This is a genomic window from Hyphomicrobium denitrificans 1NES1 (assembly GCF_000230975.2).
GTDB lineage: Bacteria > Pseudomonadota > Alphaproteobacteria > Rhizobiales > Hyphomicrobiaceae > Hyphomicrobium_B > Hyphomicrobium_B denitrificans_A.
This window is the reverse complement of sequence record NC_021172.1, coordinates 1,833,447-1,847,033: the sequence shown is the minus strand read 5'-3', so window position 1 is coordinate 1,847,033 and position 13,587 is coordinate 1,833,447. Positions and strand designations below refer to the sequence as shown.

Genomic DNA, 13,587 nt, shown 5'->3' with positions numbered 1-13,587 from the left:
AGCGAATGCGCGTAGGCTACGCGAGTGCCGTTTTGGCGGCTGTAGTGCTTCGATCATCCCTCGCACAGGCGCACGCCTACGCGCCGATTGATTGCAACAAGGCAAGCTCGCCATCCGAACGAACAATCTGTCGAAACTACGACTTGGGTCCGCAGGAAGCCCGGCTGGCGACGCTTTTCGGAGTGGCGACGTCGCTTGTCGCGATGGGACAGCGCGGCGACATTCAGGACGCGCAACGCGCTTGGTTGAAGACGCGGGAGTCCTGCGGAAACGACGTCGCGTGTCTTACGAAAGCTTATGATGCACGCGTTCGCAATCTTAGCGGCGTCATTGAAAGCATAGCCGCGCGCGGGCCGTTCTGACGCCCACGCCGATTGCGCGATGATGCCTGGCGGCTTACTGGGACGCCCCGCCGTTTGGGTTGGATTGCGCCGGCGGTGGCGCCGTCGCGTCGGGAAGTGCCGGGGCAACCTGATCCGGAGAAGCTCCGTCACCTCCAGAACCGCCAAGGTCTCTATGATGGGCATTTCCGCGGTCTATCGGAACTACGGGATTCTGCGAATAGTCTTTCAGAGCCTTCTGTTCGATCCTCATGCTTTCGGGAACATCCTCCGCGGCCGCAGGAAAAGTGACGGCCCAAATCCCTGGCGAGACGACTGCAAAGAACAGGGCCACCGATGTTGCACGATGTCGTGCCATCTTCGCTCTCCGAATGATCGTGTCCGGCTCGTTGCCTGGACGAAGTTCACTTTTGAGATCTAGTAAATCGCGTGTATCCGGCAGCAAGAAAGCTATGGCTTCAATATTAATAATCGCTGATCGGCGCGTCACGCACTTACACAAATAACTTCAAACAAACGTCTTCAAGCTGAGTTCCAGGCTTCGGCGCGGGACCTCCTAAGACTTGGACTTACCTTCTGGCGGGTCCAAATCCGCAGGAAACTGCAGTTTTGCAATCAACCCGGGATTTGCGTCGTCGAGGATGAGTTGGCCGCCGGTCGCTTCGGCGAGATCCGAAACGATCGCGAGTCCGAGCCCTGCACCTTCGCTCTGCGTATCGAGTCGCTGGCCGCGCGCCAGCACGGTCGATCGATGATCTTCTGCAATGCCGGGGCCGTCGTCGGCCACGACTATGAAAATCTGCTTGGCTTCAGCGCCCGCCGAAATTGAAATGCGCGTGCGCGCATGGCGGACGGAGTTCTCGACGAGGTTGCCCAGGGCTTCGCTGAGATCGTCGGTTTCAATTGGTGCCGTGAGGCTTTCGCCAACATTGATGTCCCAATCGAGCTTCTGTCCTTGCGGAGTCCGTTTGACGACGCGGACAACGCGATCGACGACAGACCTCAGGTTGGCTGAAGCATTGCGCGAGACATAGGAGAGCCGGGCGCGCGCAAGCTCGCGATCCACATGACGGCGCATCGCATCCGCAAGGGACGATATGTCGGCAGCAATTTCCGTCTCGCCCTTGCCCCTCAGGCGTTCGATTTCGCCGTTGAGAACCTGCAGCGGTGTCTTAAGCCCATGTGCAAGATCCGCCGCCCTGGCTTTGGCGCGTTCGATCGCTTTCTCGCGCGCATCGAGAAGACCGTCGATCTCCTCCGCCAGCGGCTGCACCTCCGCGGGAAAGCCGGATTCCAGTCGCCGGGCATGTCCCGAGCGAATTGCACCGAGCTTCCGGCGAATGGCCGCGAGTGGGCGCAATCCAATGGTCACTTGCGCCCACGCCGCCGCGATGAGAAGCAATCCGATAAGGATGAGGAAAGGAACAAGCTCGGACGCGAAGTCGCGAACCGAATTCCGGATTTCCTCGGCCCTCCAGGCGACGGCGACGCGCACTCTCGAGCCGTTGAGACGTGGCGGCAATTCGATGCTCTTCTGCAGCAGATAGAGTTCTTCTCCGCCTGGGCCCGGTACGCGATAATGATGCGGCACATCGTCAACCTCGCGCTCGGGAGGCAACGTAAGGGCACTATCCCAGAGCGAACGCGACCTCAGTGTTTTGCCGACAAGTCCGACGTCGATCTGCCAATAGAGACCCGATAGCGGTTCCTCGAAACGAGGATCGGCGGGTGGACGATGAACGGCAAGCTCGCCCGATGGCTCCAACGTGAGGTTGGCGACGAGCTGATTCAAATAGACGGTGAGCTCCGCATCGATCCTGCGTTCGACGTGCCGCTCGAAAAGCAGCGTCAGCCCGAACGCGGCGAGCCCGAGCGCGATTAGGATCGAAACAGCACCCGCGATGAGGAGGCGCAGGCGGAGGGAGCGAAAGCTCATGCGGGCGCGTCCGAAACAACGTAGCCGAAGCCCCGGCGCGTCTCGATGAGGTCCTGCCCGAGCTTCTTGCGCAGCCGCGTCACGACCGCTTCAAGCGCGTTTGCATCGCGCGCGTCGTCGTCGCCATAGAGGTGCTCAATGAGCTCGGAAGGCGGCACGACGCGGCCCTTGTGATGCAGGAGATAGGCTATCAATCTGTATTCGAGAGGCGAAACCGAAATCTGCGCCCCATTGAGCGAGACACGCATCTGCCGGGTATCGAGCGTCAGCGCGCCCGCTTCGATGACCGGCGATCCATACCCGACGGAGCGACGGATGAGCGCCCGCACGCGGGCCATCAATTCTTCAACGTGAAAGGGCTTTGTCAGATAGTCGTCGGCGCCGGCATCGATGCCGTCGACACGCTCGGACCAGGCACCGCGCGCAGTAAGCACGAGAACCGGCATCATCTTGCCGGCGGCGCGCCAACGCTTGAGTACCGAAAGCCCATCCATTTTCGGTAAGCCAAGATCGAGGATGACAAGATCGTAGTCTTCAGTGTCGCCGCGGAACCAGGCCGTTTCGCCATCCCTTGCGGCGTCGGTGTTATAATTGGCGGCCGTCAACGCCGTCACCACGCTATGCAGGATCTTCGGCTCGTCTTCGACGACAAGAATGCGCATCAGTCGTCATCCTCGACCTTGAGAATTTTCGCGGTTTTTGCGTCGACCTTGACTTCCTTGAGCTTTCCTTCGGGGGTCAGAACTTTAAATTCGTAGACGAACCTATCGGGACCTTTGGCCTCGAGCTCGACGCCGACGATTTCGCCCGCAAATTGAGTTTTGAAAGCTTCCGTGATCTCGGTCAGCGGCCGGATGCGGCCTTCGACAAGTGCCTGGCGCGCGATTTCATGATCGCGGGCGTCATCGTCGTCGGCGGTTGAGATGACGGTGCCGCCGGCGAAAAGCAGCGTCGTCAGGGCGGCGGCCATGAGGAAGCGAGATGAGTAGCGCATGGGACGAATAGATGCCGAAACGATCCTGACAATTCGCTGACGGCAGCCATCAGGAGTGCGTCAGCGCACGTGCGAGAGAGTGCACGCATTGGCTCAACCGGCCAACCCAAAACACGGAGATCAAGACATGCATAAGGCTCTGACGCTTTCCACTCTCGCCGCTCTGTTGTTTGTCACAGGTTCTGCACTTGCCGACGACCACCACAAGAACCGCCTCAATATCCCAGTAGAAAAATGGCTTTCGACGTCGGACGTCACTCAGAAGCTTACGGCACAAGGCTACAACGTGACGAAGATCGAGGCCGATGACGGGGTTTATGAGTTCGATGCGCTTGATGCCAACGGCGTCCGCATCGAAGGTCACGCAAACCCGGCCACCGGAGAAGTGCTCACCGGCTACGATGACTAGCGGCCTGAGCGCGCCCGTGCCGTCGATGGCAGGGCGCGCTCCTACGAAATTTGAATAAGCGGGCCGACAGTCGCCCGGATCGATGGATGTCACATAGGCCTTGATAGCAGTGTTCGGGTGATCGAGGATATCATCCCGCTTTCGCGTTTCTACCATCAGTCGGCGGTCGCCGTTGAGGATCAACACCGGTGCGACTGCCGCAACGCTAAACGATGAAATTTGAACAATGAGCGTAGTGCCGATGTTGGCTCCCAGCATGACAGCGAGCGTTGCTGTCTACGGCTGCTAGGCCATGATGACCTTCGCGCCGCCGCGCGAGTCGGTCACGTCTGCAATGACGGTCTCGTATTTCCTTCGTAGAATGAAGTCCGCCGAACCGCCACCGGCACGTAGCCTGCGGATTGAAATGGCTCCGATGCTTGCCGGCAGGCGCGGCGATTTGAGCGTAATGGTGCGGGATTTGGCGTCTATGCTGAGGCCGAGCAGAGAGCCCAAAATATGAAGCATGGAGCCGCTCGCCCAGGCTTGAGGGGCGCAGGCGACGGGATACAGAATAGGGGCTCTGCCCGCCCGGCGACGAAATCCGCAGAACAGTTCGGGAAGCCGACGCTGATCCATCTCCTGCGCCGCATCAAGGAGACCGTCGAAAATCGGCTGTATGAGGTCATTCAGCCCGTAATGGGAGAAGCCTGCTGCAATCATTGCGTTGTCGTGCGGCCATACGGACCCATTGTGATACGACATTGGATTGTACCGGGTTTCGGATGTCGCGATGGTGCGGATGCCCCAACCCGAGAAAAAATGCGCCGATAGAACTTGCTGGGCGATGCGCGCCGCTCGTTGGGGTTCGGCAATGCCGGTGAACAGGAGATGTGCCGAATTACTCGATCGGACGTCGACGCGCTTTTTCTCGCCATCCAATGCAAGTGCATAACAGCCAATGTCTTCGCACCAGAAATCGCGCTCGAATTTTACGCGCAAGGTTTCGGCTTGGCGCAGGAGGTTCTCGGCACGCGCAAGCTCGCCGAGCTCGTAGGCCATGCGCGCCGCGGCGACCTTTGCGGCATAGACGTAGGCCTGAACTTCAACGATGGCTATGGGCCCCTGCGCCAGGCTTCCGTCGCGATGGAAGATGGCGTCGTGACTGTCCTTCCATCCTTGATTGGAGAGTCCACTTTTCGTCTCGCGTGCATATTCGACGAAACCGTCGCCATCCGGATCGCCGGGACCGTCGATCCAGTCGAGCGCGCGCAGGACGGCGGGCCAGATTTCAACGAGGAAATCACTATCGCCGGTCGTTTGCAGGTAGGCTCCTGCGACGAGCACGAAAAGGGGGGTCGAGTCGACGCTTCCGTAGTATCGGCCGAACGGGATTTCGCGTAACGCCGCCATCTCGCCGCCGCGCATCTCGTGAAGGATTTTTCCAGGCTGCGCGTCCGCATCCGCATCGTGACTTTGCGCCTGGAATCTCGCGAGCCGACGCAGAACCCCGCGCGCCATTGCAGGATCGAGCCACATGACCTGCAGAGCCGTGATCAGCGCATCGCGACCGAAGGTCGTCGAATACCATGGCGTTCCGGCATAGGGATACGGTCCATCTTCGGTGTTGGTCGTCAGAAGCCGGAGGTCGGAGGCGGCACGCTTCAAAACCGCATCAAGTTCGGGATTCGAAACCGACACCTCGGTCGTTTCGTGTTCGGCGCGTCGCAGAGTTCGGTGCGCATCGCGGAGACCTTTGACGTAAGAGCAGGAAGGGTGAGCGTGTCCGGCTTCAGCGGCGGCGGTGAAGTAAATTTTCGCCGAGTGCTTTGGCGGCAAATGCAGGCAATAGAGCGCCGCAGTTTCGGTAAGCGAAATGGGTTCGGGCTCGAGGTGAACGGCCGTACGCCGTATGACGTCGTCCAATCCTTTGTAAGCGTAGATTACCGATTGGGACGACTGGATGTGTCGCGCGACCGTGCCGCGCTTTTCGCGGCGCATGCCGCGGACTTCGAAGATATCGGAAAAATCACAATCAAAAACGAGCGACACCGTGAGCTCCAGGTCGTCGTTGCTATGATTGGTGAGGTGCAGGCGCTGGCGTATTGCACCGTCGCGGACATAGCTCGTGCGATAGATGTGGATCGCGTCCTTGCGCAATTGTAGTGCGCCATCGGCGTACACATCGGGATTGGTCAGGTCGGCGCAGAGTTGGAGATCGGTCGCGTCCAGCGTCGAGCCGAGGAGGAGGGGAGCATTGCGCGCCACGAGCAATTCGAGGCGTGAAAGATAGCGCGTATCGCTAAAGAAAAATCCATCGCCACGGTCGCCGAACGCGCCAATATCGCCATGCGTATCGATGACGGCAAAGGCATCGTCGTGCTTCAGTGTTTCATGGGCCCGCCCGGACCCGTTCGATGTCGAGATAAGAAAATCCACTTCCTCGCGCTCGTGGGTGATCGCTTCGCGACTGTGCGCGGATCCCATCGTTTCGCTCTCCCCTAAAGGCTGCACCCGGTTGCCCCGACCGGTATCGCCTTTCCAAATAGCGGCTACGATCGTCAGTTGACGACGTTCTCGATTGCGGGCGCGGCAGCGTCTTCGGAGCGAACCTTGGAGACACGTCCGAAAGACGTACACGCGCGAGCATAGAGCGATCCGTACGATTTTGCCATCCGCGCCACGGTAAAGCGTTTCTCGAATGTTTCGCGAATTCTCCGGCGATCGAGGCTCAGCAAGCGCGGTATGGTCGCAATCGCGCTTTCAGTATCGTCAACGACGAAACCGGTAACGCCGTCGTCAATCACTTCCGACGCCGCCCCGCGTCTGAACGCGAGGACCGGAGTGCCGCACGCCATCGCCTCTATCATGACAAGGCCGAACGGTTCCGGCCAATTGATCGGAAAGAGGAGCGCCGCCGCTTCACCAAGAAACTCGGACTTATCGGCGTCTGCGATTTCGCCGACGAACTCGATGTCGCTACTCTTCAGCAATGGCTTGATCTTGCTTTCGAAGTATTCGACGTCGACGGCATCGACCTTCGCTGCAATCTTCAATGGGAAGCCGACGGCATGCGCGATCTCGATCGCGCGGTCGAGCCGCTTTTCCGGCGAAATCCGTCCGAGAAATGCGAAGTAGCCGCCGCGCTGCGAGAACGTCGGACGATGTAAGTTTTCGGGCAGACCGTGGTAGACGGTCCCGAGAAAATTCGCGAAGGGAATAGGTTCGCGCTGGGAATCGGAAATCGAGACGACGCCCATATCTGGAAAAGCGCGATAGAGCTGCTGCAGATCGGGCAGATCCTGCCGCCCGTGCAACGTCGTCAGCGTATGGCGCGCGATACTGCGAAACAACGGGAAATGAAATTGATCGATATGGAAATGCAGTACGTCGAAAGACGAAGCCATTCGGCGTACGCGGTCGAGCATGATCATGTAGTAAGGAATCGGATCGCGAACGGACGGGTTCAGACGAAGCGCTTCGTGGCAGCACGGGATCAGGTTCGCCGAGGTGATTGAATCTCCGCTTGCGAACAGCGTTACGTCGTGGCCTTGAGCAACGAGCTCTTCAGTCAAATACGATACAATCCGCTCGGTGCCGCCGTAGTATCTAGGCGGTACGCTTTCGATCAACGGCCCAATCTGTGCAATTTTCATGGAGAACCTTGAGAACCATCCCTTCCACTGGAACTTCAACGGCGTTAAAGCCAATTCGTTCCTGCATTCCGCGTGCGAACGGCGATCACGACGCCAGTCGCAGCCCACGTCACAGGCGAATATCGATGTGGTTTTCGGCAGGTCGGACCGCTGCAAACCTCTATTAGGTTGAGCGGCGCGTGCGCACTTTGGGTCCATCGGACGGGCGCGAAATCTGACGACTTGGTGGCAGCGTCAGAAGTTTTCATCTTTACAAGGTGCGTGGCGCACCAGTGGCGCGCCTGCACATTCTGCAGTGTTGCGGAGAAGAAACTCGTGTCGGGATGGCAGGTTTTTTGTCCGAAAAAGCTTGGACTTGAGCGATGTTGCAATCCTTGAACGCGAACAGAAAATCGGTGTTTCCGACGATGAAATTCCGGCAACGTTAATCGCGTGAGACGCGGTTGCCGAATTGCCGCTTGACGTCGGTATGGTTGCAAGCTCCAATGCTGCGGCGCAAGGCGCAAGGCGCAAGGCGCAAGGCGCAGGACACGGGGATCGCTGGTTGATGAATCGCGCGCGGGGGTTTGCTCCGGGCCCGGTAACGGGTCTGGCCATACTGTTGACTGGGCTTCTGACGTTTGCCCTCACACTCATTCCGGCGAATTCGATCGCGTCGGAGCGCATGTTCGGCGCATTCGGACCCGAGGGCGCGCGCATGCGCGAGCAGCTCTGGATTCTGCCGAGTGGGGACGCAAAAATTCCGATGCGCGCGACGGTCTTTCGTCCCGACGCCGATCCATCGGGCGAGGATAAAAGACGGCCGCTCGTCGTCATCAATCATGGAACGAATGAAGCAACGCGGCTCGCGGTCTCGATGCCGGTCTATTATTGGATGTCGCGTTGGTTCGTCGAACGCGGTTACGTCGTCGTATTGCCGCAACGGCGCGGACACGGTGCGACGGGCGGACCGCTGGCGGAGGCGATCGGGAACTGCGCGCATCCCGATCACTATGCATCCGGGAATGTTGCTGCCGACGATATCGAAGCTGCCGTCAATTACATGACGCAGCAGCCGTTCGTCGCGCGCGACGGCGCTATTGTCGTCGGCGTATCGACGGGCGGGTGGGCATCGCTCGCGCTTGCGGCGCGCAACCTGCCTCAGGTCCAGGCGATCGTGAACTTCTCGGGCGGCCGCGGCGGCCATGCCTATGGGCAGCCGAACGCGATATGCGGAACGGACGCCTTGCTCTCTGCGGCACGTAGATATGCGAGTCATGCGCACGAGCCGACGATCTGGTTCTATGCCAAGAACGACAGTTACTTCGGGCCGAAGCTCGCGGAAAATCTCGCGCAAGCGTGGAGCAATGCCGGCGGCAGCGTCGAAGAGCACATTCTCCCCCCCTACGGGACCGAGGGGCATACGATTGCCGACGATCGGCAAGGATGGGACATCTGGGGGCCAAATTTGGATAGCTTCCTGCAGCGCGTGCGCGAGCAGGCTCCGAAGAGTGTGGAGATGGCAGCCGATCCGGGATCGCAATCGCCATCCATGATCGAAACCTCGACGATCACGACAGAGGCCAAATAGCGTGTGTTTCCTTCCATTTGAAGGCACTCGCCGAGCAACCTACTTCGGCTGGATATTCTGATTTCCGCCGGGCTCGCCGGGCGGTACGATCATGGGCATTCGATCCCCGGTGTCGGCCGGCGGCTCTTTGTGGATCTTGGGATCGACGCCCCCTGGCGGCGTCAGCACGCCCTCGTTCTTGTCCAGCTTTTTGCTGAGCGGCCCACCGTTGGCCGGTGGTTTTTGATCCGGCGTTGCAGACGGCGCTTCCGGTGCATTCGGCGCCGGAGCCTGTGCCAAGCATTCTGACGGCACTGTCAACAAAGCGGCGCCGATAAGAGCGGGAGCAAACGTCAAAGAGAAGAAATTTCGCATTGATACCTAGCCTTTCGGAACGACTCCGCAGGCAATGCGACCCATGCCGCCGCCGTTTTCGGGATGGTCGGTGTAATTGTCACCGCCTGCGTGGACGACGAGCGCACGGCCACGTACATCGGTCATCGAGAGGTGCGGCGCAGATGCGACGACATTGATGCCTTTGTCGGTCGCGGTCAGAAACGGGAGATCGCCCTTGTGGCCGTGGCCCATCGGACCTTTGTGGCTTTTGGTCGAAGCCGGGTCGTAGTGGGAGCCTGCAGCGAGACCAGCCTGCGATTTGCCGTCCTTCGTTTGTGGTGCGCAGCCGCCGTTCGTGTGCAAATGAAATCCGTGCTCGCCCGGCGAGATGCCGATCATGTCGACCTTGAATTCGAGTCCGCCGCCCGATTTTTCGGAGATGACAGTTGTGCCGAGCTTGTCGCCAATCCCGTCGGCGGTGATTTTGTTCATGTCGACCGTGACGTCGGCAGCGTAGGCGTCCGCTGACACACCGATGCAAAAAATGAAAGAAACCAACAGCGGTGCTGTACAGCGTTTCATCGTCCCTTTCCAAAATCTCACGGCAACAGTATGCATTCGGCCTCTACGGATAAACCGATTTGGTCACGGCAGGTTCCCGGCGCCCTCGGCGTCCTACCAGCCGTAGCTGCTCGGCAGCTTTTTTTTGACGCACCCTGAAACCCTCGCGCTTTTTCGCGGTATCGCATCGACCACAGCACGCACCTCCCCTCAGTGCGACTGCCCCCAATGCTGTGGCGAAAGAAGGAGCGCCCCGGTTTCGCAGGGGATCGGGGCGGCTCCGATTATTGCGCCCACGAGTTCCAGGTGCCCCATCAAAAAGGTGCGGCAAGCTCTGCCGCGTTACGTAAATCTCGAACGAAGGCCGCATAAGCGACCGCACGCGAGTGCTCGTCGGTCTGCCTCAGCAGGGATGAGGGGTGCACCGTAATGTAGCCGCGGAAGGGTCCGAACTGTGCGGGTCCACGGGCGCGCCCGATAGTCACTGTTGTGCCGGTTAATGCCAAGGCGGCTGTCGCGCCGAGGGCGACCACAAGATGCGGGTGGACGAATTCAAGCTCTTTAATGAGCCACCAGCGATAGTGTTTCACTTCGCCGACCGTGGGTTTCTGATGGATGCGGCGCTTGCCACGCTGCTCGTATTTGAAGTGTTTGACGGCATTGGTGACATAGGTGCTCGTCCGTTCAACACCTGCGGCTTCTAATGCCTGATCGAGAAGCCGGCCGGCTGGTCCAACGAATGGGCGGCCTTGTCGGTCTTCCTGATCGCCGGGCTGCTCACCGACGAATGCGAGTGGAGCGCCGATCGGACCTTCGCCGAGCACGGCTTTGTGGCCGCCATGAACCATCGGCTTGGCGGCAACGATTATATCGTTCAACTCGGCGAGATTCGCCGGTACACGCTCGCGTTCCATATCGAAGGCTGGAAAAGCTTTCCTGCTGGTGGTTGTGCACGCCAGCTCGCGTCATGTCTCTATAACGCAAGGAGCACGCATTCGGTGGCTTTTTGCGGAGTGTTTTCGTTCTGGTGGGAATTAGCTCCCGAAAACCGCCGTCCCCTGATGCTTGCCCCAAGATTCCATTGTAATAGGGTAACGCTGCAGTCCGGCGCATTTCCAGTAAGAGCGAGCGGGCGAGACAAGAAAAAATGGGAGTGGAACGATGAGGTTTGTTCAGGGCATCGCGGTTGCCGGCGTTGTGGCGCTTGCAGGGGTGTTCGCGGCTGGTCCAGCCGCCAACGCAGCGGCCATCGCCGTCGGCAAGAAGCTTGAGTTCAAGGTTGATCCCAAGAAAATGGATGAAGAGCGGGCGCGACTCTGGACGCAGTTTGGCGGGTGGTGCGCGTTAAAAGATTGGCATCCGGCTGTCGCCAACTGCGAGGAAAGCACGGAGGGCGGCGCAAAGGTGCGTGTGTTGACGTTAAGGGATGGCGGCAAGATCAAGGAGAAGCTTCTTGATGAGAAACCGAACTTCTATCGCTACGAAATTCTGGAAAGCCCTTTGCCGGTCAAGAATTATCAGGCGCAGTTCGCGCTGACGCCGGACGATGACGACGAAGACGAGATCAACTTCGCATGGTCGGCGACGTTCGATGCCAACGGCAAGACGAACAAGGAAGCGCACGACGTTATTGACGGCATCTTCAAAGCCGGCCTCGATAACATCAAGACGATGGCAGGCACCAAAGCGGACAATGACGACGACAAAAAGTAATCTTTAACTTTGAATTTTTTCCGGCGCCCCCTCCTGTTTCAGCCTAAAAAAAGGGGAAGTGGGCGCCGGTTCGTTTCTTTTTGAACGTTAGGTTTTTAGCGTTTCGATGGCGAGGCGGATGAGGTCGGCGGTGCGATCGACGCCGAGCTTCACTTTCATCTGGGTGCAGATGTTCGCAACCGTCTTGTAGGCAATGCCGAGATTTTCCGAGATTGCCGTCATGCTCTTGCCCTGACCGAGCATCCGCAGAATTTCGACATCTCGGATCGACAGCGACTGCAGCGGATCGTCGGTCGATATCTGGCTGACGGCAATCCGAGATGCGAGGTCGCGATCGATGTACTGTTCGCCGTCACGGACCTTCCTTATCGCGGCGATAAGCTCTTCGACGGGGGCGCCCTTGCTGACGTAGCCACGGGCGCCGCCACGGAGCGCGCGAACCGCATAGATCGGCTCATGGTGCATGCTGAAGACGATGACGCGCGCCGCACCGTCAACCGATTGCACGCGCCGCAGTAGCTCGAGCCCGCCCGCTCCTTCGAGGTTCAAGTCGAGGACGACAACATCGGGACGTTCGCGCGAATAGATGGCAAGCCCTTCTTCGATATTCGCAGCTTCAAAAACCTGTGCATCGAAGTGCGCTACGAAAAGCCTTTGCAGGCCTTCGCGCACGACGCCGTGATCGTCGACAATGAGTATTTTCATGCTGCACTCGTAGTTTTCGTGTTTTCTTCTGTTTCGCGACGCTCGGGGGGAAGCGGGATTTCGGCGATCAGCATGACGCCCTTTTCTTCCTTCGAGGCTGTGACCTCTAGCGTGCCGTCGAGAGCCTCCACGCGTTCGCGCATTCCCACGAGACCGAAACCGCGCTTGGCGGTCGCGGCGATGCCCGTGCCGTCGTCGGACACGACGATGCGCAGCGCGTCCCCCGGTATTCGCTTCGCCGTCAGGCCGATCTTCGACGGTTTGCCATGGCGAACGGCATTGCTCGTACCTTCCTGGAGGATGCGGAACGCCGCTTCTTCGATGTGCGCCGGAAAGCGCGCGTCGTCGATATCCGTGCGGAAGGCAATGGCAGGACGGCGTGTGCGCCAGAACGCCACGAGATGCTCGATGGCATGCGTCAGACCCTGGTCGATCAGCATCGCCGGGCGAAGCCGGCTGAGAATGCCGCGCAGATGCAGCTGCATGTGCTGGACCGATTGACGGATCGCACTGGCCCGACTTGCAACGTCGCCGGTGGCGTTGCGAGACAGAAGAAGCGGAATCGACTGTGCATCGACGTCGACGGCAAAAAGGAAGGGTCCGATCTCGTCGTGAAGGTCGCGCGCAATCTCGGAGCGCTCTTCCTCCTGGACGGTCGAAAGCTGCTCGTTGAGGCGCTGGTTCTGCTCCTCCGCAGTCCGCAGTTGGCCCGCCATGCGATTGAACGCGCGATAGATCAGATTAAGATCTTCAGGACCTTCCTCGGCAACGTGTGCGGAGTAATCGCCCTCACCGACACGATTCAAAGCTGCCGACAGGTCTTCGAGCGGTTTAAGTGCGCGCCCGAGACTCGCGTAAATCAACGCCAGCACGACGCCGCAGAAGCTCGCAATAATAAGAAATTTGAGCTTCAAATCTTCCCACACCTCGCCGACCTCGTTGTGGGGATCGGCTTCGAGCGTGATACTGCCGAGATGCTGGAAGCTTGGCGGCAGTTCGAAGCTTTGGGTGTGGATTTTTCCCTCGAGCAGCCGGTAGAGCCAGGCGGGTGGTGGATCGACGGGCAGCGGCAGACGCGACACGTCCTTCACCGTGCCATCAGTTCCGATGAGACGGGCGACGATGTGGCGGTCGCCATCGAAAGCTCCGACGATGCGACGGAGCTGTGTCGCGGGATCGCCGCTCGTCTCGATTGATGCCAACGCGTCGGTGACCGTGCTGTTGCCGACCGCAATTGCAGACGACATTTCGAGCTCGATCTTGCGCAGACCGGCCCAATACGTCAGCGCTCCGCCGACGAGAAGGCAAGCTCCCAGGACGAGTGCAACGAGAACAAGAAGGCGGCGTCTCAAGGGCATCAGGTCAGCGCTCCGCCACATAGTGTAATATTGTAACTTTTTGGCGCAGC

Annotated in this window: 14 protein-coding genes and 2 pseudogenes; 4 read left to right on the top strand and 12 right to left on the bottom strand. The window is 59.3% G+C overall.

Going from position 1 to position 13,587, the window contains the following annotated elements; translation table 11 throughout:
• The first annotated feature begins 5 nt into the window (after positions 1-5).
• Positions 6-362, top strand: a complete 357-nt coding sequence (locus HYPDE_RS08820) for a lysozyme inhibitor LprI family protein (RefSeq protein WP_015598081.1) — start codon at positions 6-8, stop codon at positions 360-362.
• A gap of 34 nt (positions 363-396) precedes the next feature.
• Here HYPDE_RS08820 and HYPDE_RS08815 read toward each other — a convergent pair whose 3' ends face one another.
• From HYPDE_RS08815 to HYPDE_RS08800, 4 genes are all read right to left on the bottom strand, one after another.
• Positions 397-699 (bottom strand): hypothetical protein, encoded by a 303-nt coding sequence (locus tag HYPDE_RS08815; protein ID WP_144061229.1) that lies wholly within the window; start codon positions 697-699, stop codon positions 397-399.
• A 198-nt stretch (positions 700-897) separates the two neighbouring features.
• Positions 898-2,277 (bottom strand): sensor histidine kinase, encoded by a 1,380-nt coding sequence (locus tag HYPDE_RS08810; protein WP_015598079.1) that lies wholly within the window; start codon positions 2,275-2,277, stop codon positions 898-900.
• Positions 2,274-2,939: a response regulator transcription factor gene (locus HYPDE_RS08805; RefSeq protein ID WP_015598078.1), complete on the bottom strand. Its 666-nt coding sequence runs from the start codon at positions 2,937-2,939 to the stop codon at positions 2,274-2,276. Before HYPDE_RS08805 ends, HYPDE_RS08810 begins: the two co-directional genes overlap by 4 nt.
• Entirely contained in the window at positions 2,939-3,271 is a 333-nt protein-coding gene (locus HYPDE_RS08800) for a PepSY domain-containing protein (RefSeq protein ID WP_015598077.1), read from the bottom strand. Before HYPDE_RS08800 ends, HYPDE_RS08805 begins: the two co-directional genes overlap by 1 nt.
• Before the next feature lie 127 nt (positions 3,272-3,398).
• Here HYPDE_RS08800 and HYPDE_RS08795 point away from each other — a divergent pair, with 127 nt between their 5' ends.
• The gene (locus tag HYPDE_RS08795; protein ID WP_041320232.1) at positions 3,399-3,680 is read left to right on the top strand and encodes a PepSY domain-containing protein; all 282 of its coding nucleotides are present in this window, start codon (positions 3,399-3,401) and stop codon (positions 3,678-3,680) included.
• Between the two features lie 120 nt (positions 3,681-3,800).
• Here HYPDE_RS08795 and HYPDE_RS19600 read toward each other — a convergent pair.
• From HYPDE_RS19600 to HYPDE_RS08785, 3 genes and pseudogenes are all read right to left on the bottom strand, one after another.
• Positions 3,801-3,947 (bottom strand): annotated as a pseudogene (locus tag HYPDE_RS19600) (hypothetical protein); the annotation flags it as partial.
• Positions 3,948-3,965: 18 nt separating this feature from the next.
• A complete protein-coding gene (locus tag HYPDE_RS08790) occupies positions 3,966-6,146 on the bottom strand; it encodes an amylo-alpha-1,6-glucosidase (RefSeq protein ID WP_015598075.1) in 2,181 nt (726 codons plus the stop codon).
• Between the two features lie 74 nt (positions 6,147-6,220).
• A complete protein-coding gene (locus HYPDE_RS08785) occupies positions 6,221-7,315 on the bottom strand; it encodes a glycosyltransferase family 4 protein (RefSeq protein WP_041320230.1) in 1,095 nt (364 codons plus the stop codon).
• Positions 7,316-7,862: 547 nt separating this feature from the next.
• Between HYPDE_RS08785 and HYPDE_RS08780 the strand changes: the two genes are divergently transcribed.
• Positions 7,863-8,885, top strand: coding sequence for a dienelactone hydrolase family protein (locus HYPDE_RS08780; RefSeq protein WP_144061228.1), 1,023 nt, complete (start codon positions 7,863-7,865; stop codon positions 8,883-8,885).
• Positions 8,886-8,924: 39 nt separating this feature from the next.
• Here the strand turns inward: HYPDE_RS08780 and HYPDE_RS08775 are convergent, their stop codons facing one another.
• From HYPDE_RS08775 to HYPDE_RS08765, 3 genes and pseudogenes are all read right to left on the bottom strand, one after another.
• The gene (locus HYPDE_RS08775) at positions 8,925-9,239 is read right to left on the bottom strand and encodes a hypothetical protein (RefSeq protein WP_015598072.1); all 315 of its coding nucleotides are present in this window, start codon (positions 9,237-9,239) and stop codon (positions 8,925-8,927) included.
• 6 nt (positions 9,240-9,245) lie between these two features.
• Entirely contained in the window at positions 9,246-9,782 is a 537-nt protein-coding gene (locus HYPDE_RS08770) for a superoxide dismutase family protein (protein WP_015598071.1), read from the bottom strand.
• Between the two features lie 293 nt (positions 9,783-10,075).
• A pseudogene (locus tag HYPDE_RS08765) lies at positions 10,076-10,657 on the bottom strand (UdgX family uracil-DNA binding protein); the annotation flags it as partial.
• Between the two features lie 265 nt (positions 10,658-10,922).
• Here HYPDE_RS08765 and HYPDE_RS08760 point away from each other — a divergent pair.
• Positions 10,923-11,474 (top strand): SRPBCC family protein, encoded by a 552-nt coding sequence (locus tag HYPDE_RS08760; protein ID WP_015598069.1) that lies wholly within the window; start codon positions 10,923-10,925, stop codon positions 11,472-11,474.
• A gap of 87 nt (positions 11,475-11,561) precedes the next feature.
• Here the strand turns inward: HYPDE_RS08760 and HYPDE_RS08755 are convergent, their stop codons facing one another.
• Complete coding sequence (locus tag HYPDE_RS08755) at positions 11,562-12,179, bottom strand: response regulator (protein ID WP_015598068.1); 618 nt, start codon at positions 12,177-12,179, stop codon at positions 11,562-11,564.
• Positions 12,176-13,537, bottom strand: a complete 1,362-nt coding sequence (locus HYPDE_RS08750) for a histidine kinase (RefSeq protein WP_015598067.1) — start codon at positions 13,535-13,537, stop codon at positions 12,176-12,178. The genes HYPDE_RS08755 and HYPDE_RS08750 overlap by 4 nt, the downstream gene beginning before the upstream one ends.
• Positions 13,538-13,587: the final 50 nt, after the last annotated feature.